This window comes from Pseudomonas sp. UBA6562, from assembly GCF_002434265.1.
In the GTDB taxonomy this organism is placed as follows: domain Bacteria; phylum Pseudomonadota; class Gammaproteobacteria; order Pseudomonadales; family Pseudomonadaceae; genus Aquipseudomonas.
The window spans coordinates 348,814-370,220 of sequence record NZ_DJJS01000006.1 but is presented as its reverse complement, the minus strand read 5'-3'; the positions used below and the strand labels follow the sequence as shown (position 1 = coordinate 370,220).

Below are 21,407 nucleotides of genomic sequence, written 5' to 3'. Positions count from 1 at the left end.
GCTCAAACATCGGAACATTTCCGATATAATCCGCGCCCCTCATTTTTCGGTGAGCCCATCGCGCGCTGTGACCATGAAACTGATCGTCAAAGTCTTCCCAGAAATCACCATCAAGAGCCGGCCGGTGCGCATGCGCTTCATCCGCCAGCTCGCGAAGAACATCCGCGCCGTGCTCAAGGACCTCGATCCCCAGCTGGTGGTGGAGGGTGTCTGGGACAATCTCGAAGTGGTCACCCGCCTCGAGGACGAGAAGGTCCTGCGTGAAATGATCGAGCGCCTGAGCTGCACGCCGGGCATCGCCCATTGCCTGCGCATCGAGGAATACCCGCTGGGCGACTTCGACGACATCGTCGCCAAGTGCCGCGCGCATTTCGGCCACCTGCTGGCCGGCAAGCGCTTCGCCGTGCGCTGCAAGCGCGGTGGGCACCATGACTTCAGCTCCATGGACGTCGATCGCTACGTCGGCAGCCAACTGCGCCAGCAGTGCGGCGCCGCCGGCATCGACCTGAAGAACCCCGAAGTGCTGGTGCGCATCGAAATTCGCAACCAGCGCCTGTACATCATCCACGGCCAGCACCAGGGCATGGGCGGCTACCCGCTGGGCGCCCTGGAGCAGACCCTGGTGCTGATGTCCGGTGGCTTCGACTCTACCGTGGCCGCCTACCAGATGATGCGCCGCGGCCTGGTCACGCACTTCTGCTTCTTCAACCTCGGTGGCCGCGCCCACGAACTGGGCGTGATGGAAGTCGCGCATTTCCTGTGGAAGAAGTACGGCAGCAGCCAGCGCGTGCTGTTCATCAGCGTGCCGTTCGAGGAAGTGGTCGGGGAGATCCTCGGCAAGGTCGACGACCGTTACATGGGCGTGACCTTGAAGCGCATGATGCTGCGCGCCTCGAGCCGCATCGCCGACCGCCTGGAGATCGATGCGCTGGTCACCGGCGAGGCGATTTCCCAGGTCTCGAGCCAGACCCTGCCCAACCTCTCGGTGATCGACCAGGCCACCGACAAGCTAGTGCTGCGCCCGCTGCTGGCCAGCCACAAGCAGGACATCATCGACACCGCCTACCAGATCGGCACCGCCGACTTCGCCCGGCACATGCCCGAGTACTGCGGCGTGATCTCGGTGAACCCGACCACCCGCGCCAAACCGGACCGGGTCGTCCACGAAGAACAGCATTTCGACATGGCCGTGCTCGACAGCGCGCTGGAGCGGGCCCGCTTCGTCTCGATCGACAACGTCATCGACGAGCTGGGCAAGGACATCGAGATCGAGGAAGTGGCCCAGGTATTGCCTGGCCAGATCGTCATCGACATCCGCCATCCCGACGCCCTGGAAGACCAGCCGCTGGAAATCGACGGCATCGAGGTGCAGGCCATGCCGTTCTACGCAATCAACAGTCGCTTCAAGCAGCTCGACGAGACCCGTCAGTACCTGCTCTATTGCGACAAGGGTGTGATGAGCCGTTTGCACGCACACCACCTGCTCAGTGAGGGACATGCCAATGTGCGTGTTTATCGTCCGGCATAAGACCCCAGGGCTGTATGGCGGCAGCATCCGCCATCGCCCTCCCGACCAACGGGCCCACTGAGTCATATCGCTTCATATTTGGCCGCTAAGCTGGCGGCAACCGAATCCTCTGCTCGAGATGCTTTTGTGATCGAAAATCTGCGTAACATCGCCATCATTGCCCACGTCGACCATGGTAAGACCACCCTGGTAGACAAACTCCTGCGTCAGTCCGGCACCCTGGAGCGCGGCGAGCTCAACGACGAGCGCGTCATGGACTCCAACGACCAGGAAAAAGAGCGCGGCATCACCATTCTGGCGAAGAACACCGCCATCAACTGGAACGGCTACCACATCAACATCGTCGACACCCCCGGCCACGCCGACTTCGGTGGCGAGGTGGAGCGTGTGATGTCGATGGTGGACTCCGTGCTGCTGCTGGTCGACGCGCAAGACGGCCCTATGCCGCAAACCCGCTTCGTGACCAAGAAGGCCTTCGAAGCCGGCCTCAAGCCGATCGTCGTGATCAACAAGGTCGACCGTCCGGGCGCGCGTCCTGACTGGGTGCTGGACCAGATCTTCGACCTGTTCGACAACCTCGGCGCCACTGACGAGCAGTTGGACTTCCAGGTCGTCTACGCCTCGGCCCTGAACGGCATCGCCGGTCTGGACCACACCGCCATGGCCGAAGACATGACCCCGCTGTACCAAGCGGTCGTCGACCACGTTCCAGCGCCAAATGTCGACCGTGACGGCGCGTTCCAGATGCAAATCTCCGCCCTGGACTACAACAGCTTCCTCGGCGTCATCGGCGTCGGCCGCATCGCCCGTGGCCGCATCAAGCCGAACACCCCGGTGGTCGCCATCGATGCCAGCGGCAAGAAGCGCAACGGCCGTATCCTCAAGCTGATGGGCCACCACGGTCTGCACCGTGTGGACGTCGAAGAAGCCCAGGCCGGCGACATCGTCTGCATCAGCGGCTTCGACGAGCTGTTCATCTCCGACACCCTGTGCGACCCGACTGCCGTTGAGGCCATGAAGCCGCTGACCGTCGACGAGCCGACCGTTTCCATGACCTTCCAGGTCAACGATTCGCCGTTCTGCGGTAAGGAAGGCAAGTTCGTCACCAGCCGCAACATCAAGGACCGTCTGGACAAGGAACTGCTCTACAACGTGGCCCTGCGCGTTGAAGAAACCGATTCCCCAGACAAGTTCAAGGTCTCGGGCCGTGGCGAGCTGCACCTGTCGGTACTGATCGAAACCATGCGCCGCGAAGGCTTCGAGCTGGCCCTGGGCCGTCCTGAAGTGATCATCCGTGAAGTGGATGGCGTGAAGCAGGAACCGTTCGAAAACGTCACCATCGACATCCCTGAAGAATCCCAGGGCAAGGTCATGGAAGAGATGGGTCTGCGTAAAGGCGACCTGACCAACATGGTCCCGGATGGCAAGGGCCGTGTGCGCCTGGAATACAACATCCCGGCTCGCGGTCTGATCGGTTTCCGTAACCAGTTCCTGACCCTGACCAACGGTGCGGGCATCCTGACGTCGATCTTCGATCGCTACGACACTGTGAAGTCCGGCCACATGTCCGGCCGTCAGAACGGCGTACTGGTTTCGGTCGAAACCGGCAAGGCACTGACCTACTCGCTGGAAACCCTGCAAGCGCGCGGCAAGCTGTTCGTCGAGCACGGCCAGGAAATCTACGGCGGCCAGATCATCGGTCAGAACAGCCGCGACAACGACCTGGGCGTCAACCCGACCAAGGGCAAGAAGCTCGACAACATGCGCGCTTCGGGTAAAGACGAAGTCATCGCCCTGGTGCCGCCGGTCCGCTTCACCCTGGAGCAGGCGCTGGAATACATCCAGGAAGACGAGCTGTGCGAAGTCACGCCCAAGTCGATCCGTCTTCGCAAGAAGATCCTCGACGAAAGCGAGCGTACCCGCGCTGCGAAGAAAGCCAAGAACTAAGTGAGTTCTGGCTGAATGAAAACGCCCCCGGTCGAAAGGCCGGGGGCGTTTTTGTTTGTCCGGGTTTTGCCGCTCGCCTCAGGCGGCGCAGCGGCGACCGGATGCGCCCGTCCTCAGCGCACCTGCGCTTTGGGCTTGTACGCACAATACCCCGGCCGCGGCCCCACCCGCGGGTGGTTGCGGCACGTATCCGGGCGCTTGTCGTAGATGGTGCACAAGCGGCTCTTGCGGTCCAGATACAGGCAATCGTCGTTGCTCATGCGGGTCAGGGTGAAGATGCCGGACTTCTGGTTGAAGCGCTCGACGATGCCATCTTTCTGCAACCGTTTGGCGATAGCCTTGGGCGGCTCGCTCTTTTCGAACTCGTCGACCACGCCGATGCGCACCAGGTCGTTGATCTTCACTTCCACGGGTAGGGTGCAGCAGGTCGAGTGGCAGCCACCGCACATGTGGCTGGTGTAGCGCTGCCAGGTTTCCAGGCGGTCGACTTCGGCGGCGGCAATCAGGGTGCTTTTCATTGGGTCAGGGCGTACAGGTAGGCGGATCGGGGTCCAGGGCGCGCGATCATACCGGAGTTGCTCAAAATGTGAACAACCTTTCGCCCGAATGGCCTCAAGCCATCAACCCGGACGAACCGTCGGCGGCGCTCTGGGTCGAAGCGTCTAGTCTCATCACTCTTCCTTTCTCGAAGCCTCCGTCAATCTTTCCGAGGATGTCGTATGCCCCAGGAACCCCAGGACCGCGCAACACGTGACGCCGAGGTGGCCGAATTCCGCGCTGCCGTACTGGCCAAACTGACCTATTCGGTCGGCAAGGACCCCGAGCACGCCTTCGAGCACGACTGGTTCGAAGCCGTGGCACTGGCCGCCCGCGACCACATGGTCGAGCATTGGATGGACCACACCCGGCGCGCCTACCGGCGCAACCAGAAGCGGGTGTATTACCTTTCCCTGGAATTCCTCATCGGCCGGCTGCTCTACGACAGCCTGAGCAACCTCGGCCTGCTCGACATCGCCCGCGAGGCCATGGCCGGGCTGGACGTGGACCTGGAGCGCATCCGCCTGCTCGAACCCGACGCGGCGCTGGGCAACGGTGGCCTGGGCCGCTTGGCGGCCTGCTTCATGGAAAGCATGTCCACGTTGGGCATCGCCGCCCACGGTTACGGCATCCGCTACGAACACGGCCTGTTCCGCCAGGCCATCGTCGACGGCTGGCAGCAGGAACAGACCGAGAACTGGCTGGATTTCGGCAACCCCTGGGAGTTCGAACGCCCTGAGGTGATCTACCCGATCAGCTTCGGCGGTGGGGTGGAAACCCTGACCGACGACAACGGCGAGCAGCGCCAGGTCTGGACGCCGGGCGAAACCGTGCGCGCCGTGGCCTACGACACGCCCGTGGTGGGCTGGCGCGGGTCGAGCGTCAACACCCTGCGCCTGTGGCGCGCCCGCGCCCTCGAAGAGCTGCACCTGGAGCGCTTCAACGCCGGCGACCACCTGGGCGCCGTGGCCGAAGTGGCCCGCGCCGAAAGCATCTCGCGCGTGCTGTACCCGGCCGACAGCACCGAGGCCGGCCAGGAACTGCGCCTGCGTCAGGAATACTTCTTCGTCTGCGCCTCCCTGCAAGACCTGCTGCGCCGGCACCTGAACATGCACGACAGCCTGCTCAACCTGCCCGATTCCGCAGCGATCCAGCTCAACGACACGCACCCGTCCATCGCCGTGGCCGAGCTGATGCGCCTGCTGGTCGACCAGCACGAAATCCCGTGGGACAAAGCCTGGGAAATCACTGTCGGCACCCTGGCCTACACCAACCACACCCTGCTGCCCGAAGCCCTGGAAACCTGGCCCGTGGCACTGATGGAGCGCATGCTGCCGCGGCACATGCAGATCATCTACCTGATCAACGCCCACCACATCGATTCGCTGCGTGCCCAAGGGCAGCACGATTTCGACGTGTTGCGCGCGGTGTCGCTGATCGAAGAAGACAACGGCCGGCGCGTGCGCATGGGCAACCTGGCGTTCCTCGGTTCGCACAGCGTCAACGGCGTGTCGGCGTTGCACAGCCAGTTGATGAAAAGCACGGTGTTCGCGCAACTGCACAAGCTCTACCCGGACCGTATCAACAACAAGACCAACGGCATCACCTTCCGCCGCTGGCTGTACCAGGCCAACCCGCAGCTCACCGAGATGCTGGTCGACACCCTTGGCCCGGAGCTGCTGGACGATCCGCAAACGCACCTGCCCAAGCTCGCGCCCAAGGCCGACGACCAGGCCTTCCGTGCCCGCTTCGCCGCCCAGCGTCTGCACAGCAAGAACGCCCTGGCCAGCATCATCCAGGAACGTGTCGGCGTCACCGTCAGCCCTGAGGCGCTGTTCGACGTGCAGGTCAAGCGCATCCACGAGTACAAGCGGCAACTGCTCAACCTGTTGCACACCGTGGCGCTGTACCAGGCCATCCGCGCCGAGCCGAGCGGCGACTGGGCGCCGCGGGTGAAGATCTTCTCGGGCAAGGCGGCGGCCAGCTACCACCAGGCCAAGCTGATCATCAAACTGACCAACGACATCGCCCGGGTGGTGAACAACGACCCGACCGTGCGCGGCCTGCTGAAAGTGGTGTTCTTGCCCAACTACAACGTCAGCCTGGCCGAAAGCATCATTCCGGCGGCGGACCTGTCGGAGCAGATCTCCACCGCCGGCTACGAGGCGTCGGGCACCAGCAACATGAAGTTCGGCCTCAACGGCGCGCTGACCATCGGCACCCTGGACGGCGCCAACGTCGAGATGTGCGAGCACGTCGGCGCCGAGAACATGTTCATCTTCGGCCTGACCGCGCAGCAGGTGCAGGCGCGCAAACGTGACAACGACTTCGGTGCCGGCGCCGCGCTCAGCGCATCGCCCCGGCTCAACGAGGTGTTCCAGGCGATCCGCAGCGGCGTGTTCTCGCCCGACGACCCTTCGCGCTACGCCGGTTTCATGGACGCCTTGCTCGACTACGACCGTTTCCTGGTCTGCGCCGACTTCGATGCCTATTGGGACGCCCAACGCCGCGTCGACGCGCTCTGGAACACGCCCGAAGACTGGTGGCGCATGGCGGTGCTCAACACTGCGCACATGGGCTGGTTCTCGTCCGACCGCACCATCGGCGAATACGCCAGCGAAATCTGGAAGGCGCTGGACTGAACCGTTTCACCCTCGCAGCCCCGTGCCGTGGGGGTGGATGAACTCCCTCCGCGAAGCGCCGTCTGATCGCCCAGGCGCGTCGCTTTGCTCGCTAGCGTGCCGCTCTCCCTGTAAACTGCGGGGGTTTTTCTCCCCCAATCCCGTCGGAGCCATACATGTCTCGCGTTACCCTGAGTCGCTATTTGATTGAGCAGACCCGCAGCAACAACACTCCTGCCGATCTGCGCTTCCTGATCGAAGTGGTGGCGCGTGCGTGCAAGGAAATCAGCCATCACGTCTCCAAAGGTGCTTTGGGCGGTGTGCTGGGCAGCATGGGCACCGAAAACGTGCAGGGCGAGGTGCAGAAGAAGCTCGATGTCATCTCCAACGACATCCTGCTCGAAGCCAACGAATGGGGCGGCCACCTGGCCGGCATGGCGTCCGAGGAAATGGACAACGCCTACCAGATCCCGGGCCGCTACCCCAAAGGCGCCTACCTGCTGGTCTTCGACCCGCTCGACGGCTCTTCGAACATCGACGTGAACGTCTCGGTCGGCACCATCTTCTCGGTGCTGCGTTGCCCGAACGAATACCTCAGCCAGAACGAAACCCTCAACGAAAACGCCTTCCTCCAGCCGGGCACCGAGCAGGTGGCCGCCGGTTACGCCATCTACGGCCCGCAGACCATGCTGGTGCTGACCCTGGGCAACGGCGTCAAGGGCTTCACCCTGGACCGCGAGCTGGGCAGCTTTGTGCTCACCCACGAAGACATCAAGGTGCCGGAAACCACCGCCGAGTTCGCCATCAACATGTCCAATCAGCGCCACTGGGAAGCCCCGGTCACGCGCTATGTGGGCGAGCTGCTGGCCGGCGAGACCGGCCCGCTGAAGAAGAACTACAACATGCGCTGGATCGCCTCCATGGTGGCCGACGTGCACCGCATCCTGACCCGTGGTGGCCTGTTCATGTACCCGCGCGACTCGCGCGAGCCGAGCAAGCCGGGCAAGCTGCGCCTGATGTACGAAGCCAACCCGATGTCGTTCATCATCGAGCAGGCCGGCGGCGCCTCCACCAACGGCTACGAGCGCATCCTCGACATCAAGCCCGAGAGCCTGCACCAGCGCGTTTCGGTCATCCTCGGCTCGAAGCAAGAGGTCGAGCGCGTCACGGCCTACCACAAGGAATAAGTCATGCTCGCACCTTGGCAGCCGTTGCTGGAATGGTGGTTCGGTTGGGGCACCACGGCCCAGGCCGTGGCGGATGAGAAAAGCCTGCTGTGGTTCGGCAAGCAGCACGACGAAGAAGCCGGCGCGTTGTTCGGGCCGCTGATGGAGCAGGCGCTCGAAGGCGGCTTGGACGAATGGCAGCAAAGCCCGCAAGGCTGGCTGGGCCTGATCCTGTTGCTCGACCAGTTGCCGCGCATGCTGTACCGCGACACCGCCCGCGCCTTCGACGGCGACCGGCGTGCCCAGGTGGTGGCGATGCAGGGGCTGCAAAAGCAGCTCGACTATCAGTTGCTGCCCATCCAGCGCGTGTTCGTGCTGCTGGTGCTGCAACACGCCGAGGTGCTCGACTGGCAGAACCTCAGCGTCGAGCGTTACCAGACGCTGCTCGACGAACAGCCCGAGGCCAACCGCAAGCTGTTCGAAGGCTTTCTCGATTACGCCCAGCAGCACCAGCGGGTGATCGAGCGGTTCGGGCGTTTTCCGCACCGCAACCTGCAGCTCGACCGGCCCAGCACCGACGAGGAGATGGATTTCCTGCTCGAGCCAGGTTCGCGTTTCTAAGGCGTCACGTTAGCCAAGCGTCACCCCAGGCCAGGCCGCCTCTTTCGATGCGGCCTGGTCTTTTGCTTTGCGCCTTCTGGCCATGGCGACCGGTGGCGTCTGCGGATCGGTCGGCGCTTAGGGAACCGGATCGACTTTTCGCCCTCCAAGCACTCCGCAGGTTTCCAGCCTGAGCCCTTGTCCAGGAGTTGCCCCGTCATGTCGTTTCGTCGTTTCGCCTTGCTGACCCTCTGCGTGGTCTTGACCGCCTGCAGCAAGATCAACCAGGAAAACTATGCCCGGCTCCAGGCCGGCATGAGCAAGGCCGCCGTCGAGCAGTTGCTGGGCGCGCCTACCGAATGCTCGGGCGCCTTGGGCATGTCCAGTTGTACCTGGGGCGACGAAAGAAGCTTCATCAGCGTGCAGTACGCCGCCGACAAGGTGGTGATGTATTCGGGGCAGGGCCTCAAATGAGGGCGTTCGCAGCGTTGGCTGCCGTCTGCTGCCTGGCCGTGCTCGGCGGCTGCGCCAGTACGGCCAGCGACCCGCTCGCGCCCAAGACGGCGGGCAATGTCAGCCTCAAGCGTTACCAGGGCACCTGGTACGAGCTGGCGCGCCTGCCCCTGGCCCATCAGGACGCCTGCGCCCAGTCCGAGGCGCACTACAACCTCAAGCCCGACGGCAGCTTCGACGTGCTCAACCGTTGCCGCACCCTAGGCGACGAATGGCTACGGGCGCAGGGGCATGCCAACGTGCAGGCCAGCGGCCACACCGACAAGCTGTGGGTCGAGTTCGACAACAGCCTGAGCCGTCTGCTGCCGGGCGTGACCCGGGCCGATTACTGGATCCTCTACGTCGACGAACGCTACCGCACGGCCATCGTCGGCAGCCCCGACCGCAAACACCTGTGGATCCTGTCGCGCGCCCAGCACCTCTCGGCCTGGGAACGCGAGAGCCTGCTGGCCAAGGCACGCCAGCAGGGGTATGACACCACCCGCCTGATCTGGCGCATGGCCGACCGCAACATCGCCAGGATGCATTGATCGGTACCATGCGCCACGGTGCCCCACGCGCAGCCTTGCACCAGGGCCGCGCTCAGGGCCGATCTGGATTGGCGGCGATGGTCAGGTCACGGATCAGTCTCTGTACGCGCATCTTCTTTTCCCGTTCCAGGGCGGCAGTGGCCTTGAGGAGTTCCTCCAGGGAGAGATCCTTTCTTTCCTCCAGCGCCCTGACCTGGTCACGGAACTCCTGCTCGATGGCGGCGAAGGCGTGCGCATGCTCTTGGCGCAGCCGTTCCACCCACTGGCTGTTGCCGGCCGCATAGCGCAGGAAATCCTCGCCTCGCTCGGCGCGCTGCACGCTGCCCATGACCCTGGTCAGCTCATCGCCTTGCAAATGCGCCCACGGGGCGTAGAGCATGGCGTCCTTCGGTACGCCCAGGTCCAGGTCGCGGTTGAGGCCGCTGCGATAGATCAGGCGCACTTCGGCCTCATCGCGGCGCTCGGCATTGGCCAAACCGAGGCGTTCCAGCTCGTGCAGGCGAAACAGCCGTCGCAACTCGTTGTACAACTGCTCCGTGGTATCGGCACCTCGACTGCCCAGGTGCTGGCTGGAAATCAGCAGCTCGATGTTCTGGAATACCAGCAATACGCCATCGTGGCAGGTCTGGTTGCCGGTGTCGGGCTGCAACAGCGCTTCTTCGGCAATGGCGTTGATCAGCTGGCGGTCATGTGGGTCTACCAGTGCCTGCACCAGGACCTTGCGTACCCGCTCGGCGAAAGCGGGCCGGGTTTGGCCGTCGCGGTAGGGCGCCGCCTGTCTCAGGCGACCTACCAGGCTCAGCAGGTTTCGCGCGTCGTCCATGCCGCTCAAGGTATGCCAGGCGTCTTGCAGGGCTTCGTTTTGCAGGTCGTTGCCAAGCAGCCAATCTTCCAGGCGGGGCGCGTCGGCGGCGGGGTCCAGAAGGGGGTTGTGCAAGTGGCCGTTGACCGAGCCTTCGTCGGAAGAACCCACCCTCAAGAGATGCTCGGGAATGTCCATGGCGAAGGTGTAGCTGTGCTGACTGGTGGACGAGGTTCGCGCGCGCAGGATCGAGTCGTCCGTCAGTGGGTTGCCGAACAGCGAGATCGAGGAGATGGGGAAATGGTTGTCCAGGTTGCTCAGCACGTGTTCGGGCAAGGTGGTCAGATGGTTGTCGCTCAAGTCGAGCATTTCCAGCGGCAGCAGGCTGTCCACCCACTCCGGCCATTGCTCCAGTTGCAAGTTGTTCAGGTCGAGCCGCTGCAGACTGCGCAACGACGCCGGCACCTGCTCTATATCGCCCAGGCGATTGCCCGATAGGTCCAGGCACGAGAGCTTGGTGAGCGGTGCCAGTTGGTCGAACAGCGCCTGGTCGATGACCACCTCGCTGTCGCGCACGGTCAGCTCGCTCAGCTCGGGCAGGTGCGCCACCGCGCTGAGCAGGTCGGCCGGTGCCGCCACGTATTCGTCCAGGGTCAGGCGGGTGAGGTGGGGAAAGCGGTTGAGCCAATGGCGCAATTGCTCGGTCGAGCCGCTGACGCGGCTCAGGATCAGGGTCCGTACGCTGTCGCAGAAAAAATCTGGCAACTGCGGGGGCAAGTGCGCGAGGTCGATGCTGTCCAGGCGCAATGGCGCGTGGCTCAAGCCTTGCTCGATGTCATGCCAGAAACGGTTGATGGCGCTGCTGATGCGCTGACGGCTGAGCATCAGCTCCGTGCTCACCGTGTTGCGCGAACTGGAAGCCGACGCCCAGTCATCCAGTGCTCCACGCAACTGCTGGCGTCGCTGGTGCAGATGGCTCAGGCGCGACTGCAGCTCGGGCGCCAGGTCGATGTGGAAATGGGTGGCGCGCCCGTCTTCGTTCATCAGCACCCGCTGCAGATGGCTGCTGTCGATGGGGTTGCCCTGCAAAGAAATATGCGGGTGCTGGTTCGGTGGCAGTTCGTTTTCCAGGAGAAAGGCCGGCAGCGAACGGATCTGGTTGCCGCGTAGCGAGAGTTCGCCGACCTGGGTGAGGGTCTGCTGGTCGAGCCCCTCGGGCCAATGATCCAGGTTCATCTGGTCCAGACCCAGGTAATCGAGGGTCAACCCGGAGAATTCGGGTGGGTAGACGGGCGACAGACGATTGCCGCTCAGGTTCAGGCGACGCAAGTGTGGCAGCTGTCGCAGGCTGTCGATGTCGCTGCTGCTAAGGCTGATGGACTGGTGCGTCAGGCTCAAGACTTCCAGCTCGGGCAGGTTGGCTGCGATCAGCGGCAGACTCAACAGAAAGGCCGAAGGTCCGGCATCGACCGATGGCGTGCGGCGGATGTCGAGCACGCGCAGGGCGGGGAACTGGCGCACCAGGTGGGCCAACTGTTGCTCGTGCTGGTGCCAGCCGGCGAAGGTTGCCGGGCGCGAGTCGACCAGTTCCAGATGGCGCACGGTCGAGGTATAGGCGCTGGGCAGGTGGAGAGGGAAGTCCGCCAAGTCGATGCTTGTCAGTCGCAGCGGCAAGGTCGGCCCATCGATTGGAGCCAGCATGCTGTCATACCAGTGCTGACGGATGTGCGCCAACTGTTGCTCCAGGTCTGGCGGTGCCTGGTCGGGGTTGTGCCGGGCCGCCTGTCGCCATTGTTCGAACCGGTCGTCGAGGGTGTTGCGTTGCACCAGCAGTTCCTGCAACCGGGCCAGGATATCGGCGCGGTTGAGGCCGCGTTCTTCGAGCGTGGAGATGATCTGGCGAATGGAGTGGGTGTTGGCCACTCCCTCGTTGAGCTGGCGGATCAGGTCGACCAAGGCGCGTCGCGACGGGCCTACGCCTGGCGGCATGGTGTGGCCCAACGGATAGCCTAGGCGCCCATCTGCCAAGCGCATGGGCGAGCGGTAGCCGGGGCGCGCCGGGCGCATGCCCAGTACCTTGCGCAGGTCTTCGCGTGGCAGCTCGGGCCCTTGCTGCAGGCGCTGCCTGAGCGCTGTCGGGGCATCGCCGGTGGGCAGGCCCAGCGCCTCGCGCTGGATAGGGTGCAGGCCCTCGTACAGTGCCGCTTCGAGGCTGGGGTGCAGAGGTTCAGGCTCGTCGAGCAGGCGATAGCCATCGGTGCTGGCGATCAACGTCAGGCGCCGAGGCGCATCGTCGGCGCCCACACGCTCGATGGGAATTGCGGCATGGTCGCTGATCAGTTCGACCGACAGATCGATCGGCCAGTCGGGCCACCGCGCCAGGCTGTGCAGTGCCAGCCGGTCGCTGTCAGGGTTGCGTACGCTGTCCAGGTACAGCCCTTCGTAGGCTCGGGCCAGGCGTACCTGCTGCTGATAGGCGCGCAGCTCTTCGCCCAGACGCGCAGGGACGCGGTTGTCGTTGAGCCTCTGGCGCTCATCGGCGTTGGCCTGGCCCAGCACTTCCTCGCAAACGGCGCTGGGCAGATCTGGGTAGAGGCGTTGCAGCAAGGCGACGCCCGGTGTCTGGCTGGCGCTGCGCGCGCGGTAGCGTTCGGCGAACAGGCGCAGGCGGGTCTGGCGGTCGGTCTCTGATTGGGTAAGGCGAAGGTCCCGGTCGAGTTCGAAGCGCAGCAGGGTATCGCGCAGCAGGCCCGGCAATGGGCGCTGTTCGCTCAGCACGCCGCGCAGTGCGGTCTCGGAGAGATCGCTGACGCTGAGGATGCGCGCGGCGGTCTGCTCGTCGAAGCGGGCCGCCGATGCGCCGAGCCGACGAAATAGGTCATGGCCCTGCCATTGCTGCGGACGGTCGAGCGGGTGCAGCCACGTACCGTTGCCGTTATGCCGCAACTGCGGTTCGTGGCTTCTGGCCTTGGTGGGGTGGGCCAAGCGGTACTGGCCGGTAGCCGCGTCCTGCTTGACGCAGTACAGGCGGTCCTCGAAGGCCAGCCAGGTTTTGTCCTGATAATGGTAGAGACCGTCCGCGCCAGGCTGCAGGTCGGCCGGCAGCACCGCATCGTGGGCGAAAGGGCGCAGGTCGGGACGCCACAGCACGGTAGCGCCGTCGCTGCGTTCGACCGGCTCGAGGTCTTCGATGAACGCGGGAGCGGGCAGCGCCTCCTGCGTCAGTGCGGGATGACCGATTTCGGCACCTGCCGCGCCCAGCACCGCAGCCTGCGCCACGTTTTCCAGCACGTCCATCAGGTAGTCGAACGCTTGTTCCTGCTCGTTCTGCGCCCAACTCTCCAAGCCTTCGTACACTTCATAGCTCAATTGCACCACGCTCAGGCCGAGCATCAGCGGGCCCAGCCCCGGCACGGTGAAGGCGAGCAGGCCGACGGTCTGCAGGGCCAGGTTGGTGAAATAGGCCTGGCGCCTGGCTGCGCTCTTGCGATCCTCCAGCGCGGTAGGCACGGCGTGGAACAGGGCGTCGTCCTGGAGGCGCTGGCGCTTCTGCCACGCCAGTTCGGTCAGGAACGCGTGTTGAAACGGTTGTAGCCTTACCTCCACCCAGGCTTGCTCATCGATCACCGGCTGATAAACGCCCGCTTCGGCGTTCCAAGTCAGCGGCTTCAGGGTCTGTTCCAGCTTTTGCAGGAATGCTTGGGTTCGCTCGGCGGGGAGCAGGCGCAGCAAGGCGGACTTGTCCATGCGCAGCAACTGTTCGCGCAGATAGGTCTGCATGGCGAACACCGATTCATGTGCCTTGAGCGCAACGTCCGCGCCGGGCAGGTAGGTGACCAACAGGTCTTTGTAGGGCACGAAACCGAGTTCGTAGTGCATCTGGTCGCTCGGATAGCGCACGGCCCCGATGACCAAAGCGTCGAGCAGAGGCGTGGAGAACAATTGCAGAATATTGCATCGCACCGGGCTTTCCTGGTACTCGGCCTGGTCGTGTTCGGCCAGGTCGAGCAGGCTCCGGTGCTGCTCCGGGTCGATATGGCCCTGGAGCAGCGCCAGGTGCACCTGCTGTCGCCAGGTGGCGCGCTCCACCTGCTCGAACGGATCGTCCCCCTGCACGACCGGTGCGCACGCCGCTTCGACCAGACTTTGGTAGCCACCGCCCAGGTCCAGTTCGCGGCACAGCGCCGCAAAGGCGTGCGGCGTCAGCGCCACCGTCTGGCCCGTTGCCGTGAGCCCGATGAACTCATCGCTGTCGAGAACCACCGCCTTGAGCGCACCCTCGTCCATGCCACCGGGCTGCGCTTCACTGGCTTCGAAGTTCTGCAACGCGCAGTGCAGCAACGATTGCGTGGCCAGTTTGAGGGCACGTTGACCGGCGACGAGGGGGTCGCCGTCCAGGCTCAGTTTGTAGGCCACTGCCTTGGCGGCGTTGAGCAGATAGGTCTTGCCCACGTCCAGCGTCAGGCCGAAGCGCTCGGCGAGGGCGTGGCTCAGGCGTTCGCGTGCATGGCGCTCGAGGTTCGGCAGCGCGGCCAGGCGGTCGCGCAGTGCGGTCTGTGCGGCGCGCCCTTCGGCATGGTCGGCCATCAACGCAGCGGTGATGGTCGGCTGGGTCAGACAGGCCTGCTCGAACCAGGGCTGGCGCTGGCGCCCGGCCTGGCGCATGTGGGCCAAGGTGGCGGGCGATGCCTGCCGCATCCAGTCGGGCTGGACGTTGACGGCCAGTTGCTGGGCATAGGGCAGAGCATCGTGCAGGGCGGAAGGTGTGGCTGGGGTTGGGGGGGTCATGGCGGAGCCTCCGTAACGGGAGGCGCAATGCTATTTTTCGTGTCGTCGCGCGGGCAGTAGCATGATCTGCCCGAAGGCGATCACGGTGTGATCCTCAAAGCCGCGATTCGGGTTTATGATTGCCGCCGGATGGCCTACGCGGTATACGAAACATCGCCATACTCGGCCATACTGCATGAAGCCGCGAGCCCGGCCCAAGGCCTGTCCGAAGCGCTGCAAGGCACCGCTCTGTGGCCGACGGCTTCATCCGCTTACCCTGTTCGGCCCTGGCATAGACAGGTTCGTACCCAGCCCGATTCCCACACGGAGTGCGCAATGCAGACCCTGTACCCGCAGATCAAACCCTACGCCCGGCACGATCTGGCCGTGGATGCGCCGCACGTGCTGTACGTCGATGAAAGCGGCTCGCCCGAAGGCCTGCCGGTGCTATTCATCCACGGCGGGCCGGGGTCGGGCTGCGATGCCCAGAGCCGCTGCTACTTCGACCCCAACCTGTACCGCATCGTCACCTTCGATCAGCGCGGCTGCGGGCGCTCCACGCCGCACGCCAGCATCGAGAACAACACCACCTGGGACCTGGTCGCCGATATGGAGCGCATCCGCGAGCACCTGGGCATCGACAAATGGGTGCTGTTCGGCGGCTCATGGGGCTCGACCCTGGCCCTGGCCTATGCCCAGACCCATCCCGAGCGCGTGCACGGGTTGATCCTGCGCGGCATCTTCCTGTGCCGCCCGCAGGAGATCCAGTGGTTCTACCAGGCCGGTGCCAGCCGTCTGTTCCCCGACTACTGGCAGGACTACGTGGCGCCGATCCCGGCCGAGGAACGCAACGACCTGGTCAAGGCCTTCCACAAGCGCCTGACCGGCAGCGACCAGATCGCCCAGATGCATGCCGCCAAAGCCTGGTCGACCTGGGAAGGGCGCACCGCCACCCTGCGACCCAACCCGCTGGTGGTCGACCGCTTCGCCGAACCGCAGCGGGCACTGTCGATCGCGCGCATCGAATGCCACTACTTCATGCACGACGCCTTCCTCGAACCCGACCAACTGATCCGTGATGTGCCGAAGATCGCCCACCTGCCGGCGGTGATCGTGCATGGCCGCTACGACGTGATCTGTCCGCTGGACAACGCCTGGGCCTTGCACCAGGCCTGGCCGAACAGCGAGTTGAAGGTCATCCGCGACGCCGGCCACGCCGCGTCCGAACCGGGCATCACCGACGCCTTGGTGCGCGCCGCCGACCAGATGGCTCGGCGCTTGCTCGACCTGCCCTTGGAAGAAGCATGAAGGGCCTGCTGCAACGGGTGCGTTCGGCCCGCGTCGAGGTGGCGGGGGAGGTGGTCGGTGCCATCGACCAGGGCTTGCTGGTGCTGGTGGCGGTAGAGCCGCACGACACCCACGAGCACGCCGACAAACTGCTGCACAAGCTGCTCAACTACCGGGTGTTCAGCGATGCCCAGGGCAAGATGAACCAGTCGCTCAAGGACGTGGCCGGCGGCCTGCTGCTGGTCTCGCAGTTCACCCTGGCCGCCGACACCCGCAGCGGCCTGCGCCCGAGCTTCTCCAGCGCCGCGCCGCCGGCTTTGGGCGCGGAGCTGTTCGACTACCTGGTGCAGCAGGCGCAGGGTCGACACGAAGGTGTGGCGACCGGGCGATTTGGTGCGGACATGCAGGTTCATCTGGTCAACGATGGCCCGGTGACGTTCATGTTACAAATCTGATCGGAAAAAACCCCTTGTTTATAGGAAAACACGGGGTTTCCTACGATAAATAGTTCTGCTGGCCTGATGCGTTGTAACGCGGCCTGCTAGATAATCGCGCGCTGTAAGAATCCGCGTCCGCGGGTTCGTTTGACTTTGACTCGAGTGCTGTCTGGAATCCGTCTGGGGAATCATTGCGCCCTTACGGGGTCCGAACAGTGCTCGCCAACCCGGCAATTGTCGCTGGCCGTTGGTTTCATGATCTGTTTTCGGCGAGGGTTGCTCGTGATCGTAAGTCCCTGTGGTTCACCCAGAATTTCCAGCAAACGGTTGCGCCAGGTCGTCATGGCCGGTGCCGCTTTGGTCGGCCTGATGAGCGCCGGCCAGCTGTGGGCCTTCAACCTGGACGACGTAGCGTCCAAGGCCAAGGACCTGGCCGGTCAGAAGTACGAAGCACCGAAGAGCAATCTGCCGGCGGTGTTCCGCGACATGAAGTTCGCTGACTACCAGAAGATCCGCTTCCTTCAGGAAAAGGCCGAGTGGAGCGCGGACAAGACCCCCTTCAAGCTGTCGTTCTACCACCAGGGCATGCACTTCGACACGCCGGTGAAAATCAACGAAGTCACCGCCAGCACGGTTGAGGAAATCAAGTACGACCCGAGCCGCTTCGACTTCGGTGACGTGCAGCACGACGCCAAGAGCACGGAAAACCTCGGCTACGCCGGTTTCCGCGTGCTGTACCCGATCAACCAGGCCGACAAGCAGGACGAAATCATGACCCTGCTCGGGGCCAGCTACTTCCGCGTGGTCGGCAAGGGCCAGGCGTATGGCCTGTCGGCCCGTGGCCTGGCCATCGACACCGCACTGCCGTCGGGCGAAGAATTCCCGCGCTTCACCGAGTTCTGGGTCGAGAAGCCCAAACCGACCGACAAGCACCTGGTTATCTACGCGCTGCTCGACTCGCCGCGTTCCACCGGCGCCTACAAGCTGACCCTGCGTCCGGGCACCGACACCGTGGTCGACGTCAAATCCCGCGTGTTCCTGCGTGACCAGGTCACCCGCCTGGGCATCGCGCCACTGACCAGCATGTACCTGTTCGGCCCCAACCAGCCGTCCAAAGTGCTCAACTACCGCCCGGCCCTGCACGACTCCGAAGGCCTGGCGATCCATGGCGGCAACGGCGAGTGGCTGTGGCGCCCGCTGAACAACCCCAAGCACCTGGCCGTCAGCAACTTCAGCGTGGAGAATCCGCGCGGCTTCGGTCTGATGCAGCGTCACCGCGACTTCAAGGACTACGAAGACCTCGACGACAACTACCACAAGCGTCCTAGCGCCTGGATCGAACCGGTAGGCGATTGGGGCAAAGGCACCGTCGATCTGGTCGAGATCCCCACCGCCGACGAAACCAACGACAACATCGTCGCCTACTGGAGCCCGGAAAAACGTCCTGAGCCCGGTACTTCGATCGACCACGACTATCGCCTGCACTTCACCATGGACGAGCCCAAGTTCCAGGCTCAGGACCTGGGCCGGGTCGAGCAGACCATGCGTTCGACCGGCGACGTCAAGCAGTCCAACCTGATCCGCCAGCCCGACGGCAGCGTCGCGTTCCTGGTCGATTTCGCCGGTCCCACCTTGGCGGCCTTGTCTGAAGACAGCGGCGTGCGCAGCCAGGTCAGCGTCGGCGACAACGCCGAAGTGGCCGAGAACAACCTGCGCTACAACCCTGAAACCAAGGGCTGGCGCCTGACGCTGCGCCTGAAGGTCAAAGACCCGAACAAGTCCACCGAAATGCGCGCGGCGCTGGTACGTGACGTGCCGGTCGAAGCGCCCAAGCCGGCCAAGGACACCAAGCCGGCCAAAGCCACTGGCAAGCACGTCAAGGCTGCCGAGCAACACGCGGCCGCCGAACAGCCTGCCGCCGATGCCGCCGCTCAAGAAGCACCGGCCACCACCGAGAAGGTGTTGACCGAGACCTGGACCTATCAGTTGCCTGCCGATGAGTAACCCGAACGCAACACCGGTACCGCTGAGCGAGTACCTGGCGCACCTGCCGTTGAACGATGAGCAGCGGGCCGAACTGGCCGGCTGCACCTCCTTCAGCGAGCTGCATCAGCGCCTCGCCGAGCAGCCTCTGGCCGAACCTGGCGAAGCCGCCCAGGCCTCGGTCGCCGCGCGCCTGACGGCGGGCAGTGCAGCCGAACTGGAAGACGCCGAGATGCTCGGCGTCGACGCCAATGGCCGCTTGAGCCTGAAGATCGCGCCGCCCATCCAGCGCACGCGGGTACTGCCCGAGCCCTGGCGCACCAACATCCTGGTACGCATCTGGCGGCGCATGACCGGTCGCACCAACGCCCCGCAGCCGCCCAAGCGCGAGCTGCCGGTGGCGCGCTGGCGCACGGTCGGCTCGATCCGCCGCTACATCCTGCTGACGCTGATGATCGGCCAGACGCTGGTCGCCGGCTGGTACATGAAAGGCATCCTGCCTTACCAGGGCTGGTCGTTCGTCGATCTCGACGAGATCACCTCGCAGCCGATCTGGGACACCATCGTCCAGGTCTGGCCGTATGCCTTGCAGACCTCCATCCTGATCCTGTTCGGCATCCTCTTCTGCTGGGTGTCGGCGGGCTTCTGGACGGCGCTGATGGGCTTCCTGGAGCTGCTCACCGGGCGCGACAAGTACAAGATCTCCGGCAGCAGCGCCGGCAACGAGCCGATCGGCGCCGAGGCACGCACCGCCATCGTCATGCCGATCTGCAACGAAGACGTGCCACGGGTGTTCGCCGGTCTGCGCGCCACCTTCGAATCGGTGGCTGCTACCGGCAACCTTGACCGCTTCGATTTCTTCGTACTCAGCGACACCAACGACACCGACATCGCCGTGGCCGAACAGAAGGCCTGGCTGGAAGTCTGCCGCGAGGCCAAAGGCTTCGGGCACATCTTCTATCGCCGCCGTCGCCGCCGGGTCAAACGCAAGAGCGGTAACCTCGACGACTTCTGCCGTCGCTGGGGCGGCGCCTACAAGTACATGGTGGTGCTTGACGCCGACAGCGTAATGAGCGGCGATTGCCTGACCAGCCTGGTGCGCCTGATGGAGGCCAACCCGGACGCTGGCATCATCCAGTCGGCGCCGCGTGCCTCGGGCATGGACACGCTGTACGCGCGCATGCAGCAGTTCGCCACCCGCGTCTACGGCCCGCTGTTCACCGCCGGTCTGCACTTCTGGCAGTTGGGCGAATCGCACTACTGGGGGCACAACGCGATCATTCGCATGAAGCCCTTCATCGAGCACTGCGCCCTGGCGCCGTTGCCGGGCAAGGGTGCCTTCGCCGGTGCGATCCTGTCCCACGACTTCGTCGAAGCCGCGCTGATGCGCCGCGCCGGCTGGGGCGTGTGGATCGCCTACGACCTGCCGGGCAGCTACGAAGAACTGCCGCCGAACCTGCTCGACGAGCTCAAGCGCGACCGGCGTTGGTGCCACGGCAACCTGATGAACTTCCGCCTGTTCCTGGTCAAGGGCATGCACCCGGTACACCGTGCGGTGTTCCTCACCGGCGTGATGTCGTACCTGTCGGCGCCGCTGTGGTTCTTCTTCCTGGTGTTGTCCACCGCCTTGCTGGCGACCAACACGTTGATGGAGCCGCAGTACTTCCTCGAACCCTTCCAGCTCTATCCGCTGTGGCCGCAATGGCACCCGGAGAAAGCCATCGCGCTGTTCTCCACCACCGTGGTGCTGCTGTTCCTGCCCAAGCTGCTCAGCGTCATCCTGATCTGGGCCAAGGGCTCGGTGGGCTTCGGTGGGCGGATCAAGGTCACCTTGTCCATGCTGATGGAGATGCTGTTCTCCATGCTGCTGGCGCCGGTGCGGATGATCTTCCACACGCGCTTCGTGCTGGCCGCGTTCCTCGGCTGGGCCGCGACCTGGAACTCGCCGCAGCGTGACGACGACTCCACCCCTTGGAGCGAAGCGATACGTCGGCATGGTCCACAAACCCTGCTGGGCTTCGCCTGGGCCGGGCTGGTGGCGTGGCTGAACCCGAGCTTCCTGTGGTGGCTGGCGCCGATCGTCGGTTCCCTGGTGCTGTCGATCCCGGTGTCGGTGATCTCCAGCCGTACCAACCTGGGTCTGAAGGCCAAGGACGAGAAGCTGTTCCTGATCCCCGAGGAATACGCCACGCCTGCCGAACTGCTGGCCACCGACCAGTACGCCCACGAAAACCGTTGGCACGCGTTGCGTGACGGCTTCGTGCGCGCTGTGGTCGACCCACGCCAGAACGCCTTGGCCTGTGCCATGGGCACGGCGCGTCACGGGCAGTCGGCCGCCATCGAACGACTGCGCGGCGAGCGCATCGCCAAGGCGCTGGAGGCCGGGCCCAAAGGCACCGACCTGGCGACCCGCCTGGCCTTGCTCAGCGACCCGGTCGCCCTGTCGCGCCTGCACGAGCGGGTCTGGGCCGAGCAGAACGCGGCTTGGATCGACGCCTGGCGCAGCTCGGTCGCCAGCGACCCGCACGCGCTGCCTTCGCAAGCGCAAGCCGGCCTGGTCGGCGCCTGATCCACAGCGGTCGTACCCAACGCCTGGGGCCTGCACATGCAGGCCCCAGGCGTTTTTGCATGCGGGCCGGCGAAAGCGGCCGCCCATCGCAGCCAAACACGCGTGCCGGCCGGCGGCTCT

13 protein-coding genes are annotated in these 21,407 nt (G+C 64.5%); 11 read left to right on the top strand and 2 right to left on the bottom strand.

The features are described 5' to 3' along the window. Positions 1-73: 73 nt before the first annotated feature. Positions 74-1,528, top strand: coding sequence for a tRNA uracil 4-sulfurtransferase ThiI (thiI, locus tag B4M43_RS09165; protein WP_296266286.1), 1,455 nt, complete (start codon positions 74-76; stop codon positions 1,526-1,528). Between the two features lie 126 nt (positions 1,529-1,654). Next, a complete protein-coding gene (typA, locus tag B4M43_RS09160) occupies positions 1,655-3,475 on the top strand; it encodes a translational GTPase TypA (protein WP_296266284.1) in 1,821 nt (606 codons plus the stop codon). A gap of 113 nt (positions 3,476-3,588) precedes the next feature. Here the strand turns inward: typA and B4M43_RS09155 are convergent, their stop codons facing one another. Further along, positions 3,589-3,993, bottom strand: a complete 405-nt coding sequence (locus tag B4M43_RS09155) for a YkgJ family cysteine cluster protein (protein WP_296266282.1) — start codon at positions 3,991-3,993, stop codon at positions 3,589-3,591. 201 nt (positions 3,994-4,194) lie between these two features. On the opposite strand from B4M43_RS09155, the gene B4M43_RS09150 reads away from it, so the two are divergent. The 5 genes from B4M43_RS09150 (at position 4,195) to B4M43_RS09130 (ending at position 9,442) form a co-directional block, all read left to right on the top strand. Next, positions 4,195-6,654, top strand: coding sequence for a glycogen/starch/alpha-glucan phosphorylase (locus B4M43_RS09150; RefSeq protein ID WP_296266281.1), 2,460 nt, complete (start codon positions 4,195-4,197; stop codon positions 6,652-6,654). 155 nt (positions 6,655-6,809) lie between these two features. Next, positions 6,810-7,820: a class 1 fructose-bisphosphatase gene (locus B4M43_RS09145; protein WP_296266279.1), complete on the top strand. Its 1,011-nt coding sequence runs from the start codon at positions 6,810-6,812 to the stop codon at positions 7,818-7,820. A 3-nt stretch (positions 7,821-7,823) separates the two neighbouring features. Continuing rightward, positions 7,824-8,420 carry a DUF924 family protein gene (locus tag B4M43_RS09140; protein WP_296266277.1) on the top strand — a complete coding sequence of 199 codons (597 nt, stop codon included), beginning with the start codon at positions 7,824-7,826 and terminating at the stop codon, positions 8,418-8,420. Positions 8,421-8,618: 198 nt separating this feature from the next. Further along, the gene (locus B4M43_RS09135; protein ID WP_296266275.1) at positions 8,619-8,873 is read left to right on the top strand and encodes a hypothetical protein; all 255 of its coding nucleotides are present in this window, start codon (positions 8,619-8,621) and stop codon (positions 8,871-8,873) included. Continuing rightward, positions 8,870-9,442, top strand: coding sequence for a lipocalin family protein (locus tag B4M43_RS09130; protein ID WP_296266273.1), 573 nt, complete (start codon positions 8,870-8,872; stop codon positions 9,440-9,442). Before B4M43_RS09135 ends, B4M43_RS09130 begins: the two co-directional genes overlap by 4 nt. A gap of 52 nt (positions 9,443-9,494) precedes the next feature. On the opposite strand, the gene B4M43_RS09125 is transcribed toward B4M43_RS09130, so the two are convergent. Further along, positions 9,495-15,032, bottom strand: a complete 5,538-nt coding sequence (locus B4M43_RS09125) for a dermonecrotic toxin domain-containing protein (protein WP_296266272.1) — start codon at positions 15,030-15,032, stop codon at positions 9,495-9,497. A gap of 315 nt (positions 15,033-15,347) precedes the next feature. Here B4M43_RS09125 and pip point away from each other — a divergent pair, with 315 nt between their 5' ends. From pip to mdoH, 4 genes are all read left to right on the top strand, one after another. Further along, positions 15,348-16,319: a prolyl aminopeptidase gene (pip, locus tag B4M43_RS09120; RefSeq protein ID WP_296266271.1), complete on the top strand. Its 972-nt coding sequence runs from the start codon at positions 15,348-15,350 to the stop codon at positions 16,317-16,319. Beyond that, the gene (gene dtd / locus B4M43_RS09115; protein ID WP_296266269.1) at positions 16,316-16,753 is read left to right on the top strand and encodes a D-aminoacyl-tRNA deacylase; all 438 of its coding nucleotides are present in this window, start codon (positions 16,316-16,318) and stop codon (positions 16,751-16,753) included. The genes pip and dtd overlap by 4 nt, the downstream gene beginning before the upstream one ends. A gap of 324 nt (positions 16,754-17,077) precedes the next feature. Next, positions 17,078-18,739 carry a glucan biosynthesis protein G gene (locus B4M43_RS09110; RefSeq protein WP_296266267.1) on the top strand — a complete coding sequence of 554 codons (1,662 nt, stop codon included), beginning with the start codon at positions 17,078-17,080 and terminating at the stop codon, positions 18,737-18,739. Then, positions 18,732-21,287 carry a glucans biosynthesis glucosyltransferase MdoH gene (mdoH, locus tag B4M43_RS09105; protein ID WP_296266264.1) on the top strand — a complete coding sequence of 852 codons (2,556 nt, stop codon included), beginning with the start codon at positions 18,732-18,734 and terminating at the stop codon, positions 21,285-21,287. The genes B4M43_RS09110 and mdoH overlap by 8 nt, the downstream gene beginning before the upstream one ends. Positions 21,288-21,407 lie beyond the last annotated feature (120 nt).

Bases quoted from the DNA above. Each gene is read 5' to 3' on its own strand.
- B4M43_RS09110 (WP_296266267.1), top strand. From the start codon at position 17,078: ATGGCCGGTGCCGCTTTGGTCGGCCTGATGAGCGCCGGCCAGCTGTGG.
- thiI (WP_296266286.1), top strand. From the start codon at position 74: ATGAAACTGATCGTCAAAGTCTTCCCAGAAATCACCATCAAGAGCCGG.
- mdoH (WP_296266264.1), top strand. From the start codon at position 18,732: ATGAGTAACCCGAACGCAACACCGGTACCGCTGAGCGAGTACCTGGCG.
- B4M43_RS09130 (WP_296266273.1), top strand. From the start codon at position 8,870: ATGAGGGCGTTCGCAGCGTTGGCTGCCGTCTGCTGCCTGGCCGTGCTC.
- pip (WP_296266271.1), top strand. From the start codon at position 15,348: ATGCAGACCCTGTACCCGCAGATCAAACCCTACGCCCGGCACGATCTG.
- B4M43_RS09140 (WP_296266277.1), top strand. From the start codon at position 7,824: ATGCTCGCACCTTGGCAGCCGTTGCTGGAATGGTGGTTCGGTTGGGGC.
- B4M43_RS09135 (WP_296266275.1), top strand. From the start codon at position 8,619: ATGTCGTTTCGTCGTTTCGCCTTGCTGACCCTCTGCGTGGTCTTGACC.
- dtd (WP_296266269.1), top strand. From the start codon at position 16,316: ATGAAGGGCCTGCTGCAACGGGTGCGTTCGGCCCGCGTCGAGGTGGCG.
- B4M43_RS09125 (WP_296266272.1), bottom strand. From the start codon at position 15,032: ATGACCCCCCCAACCCCAGCCACACCTTCCGCCCTGCACGATGCTCTG.
- B4M43_RS09150 (WP_296266281.1), top strand. From the start codon at position 4,195: ATGCCCCAGGAACCCCAGGACCGCGCAACACGTGACGCCGAGGTGGCC.
- B4M43_RS09145 (WP_296266279.1), top strand. From the start codon at position 6,810: ATGTCTCGCGTTACCCTGAGTCGCTATTTGATTGAGCAGACCCGCAGC.
- B4M43_RS09155 (WP_296266282.1), bottom strand. From the start codon at position 3,993: ATGAAAAGCACCCTGATTGCCGCCGCCGAAGTCGACCGCCTGGAAACC.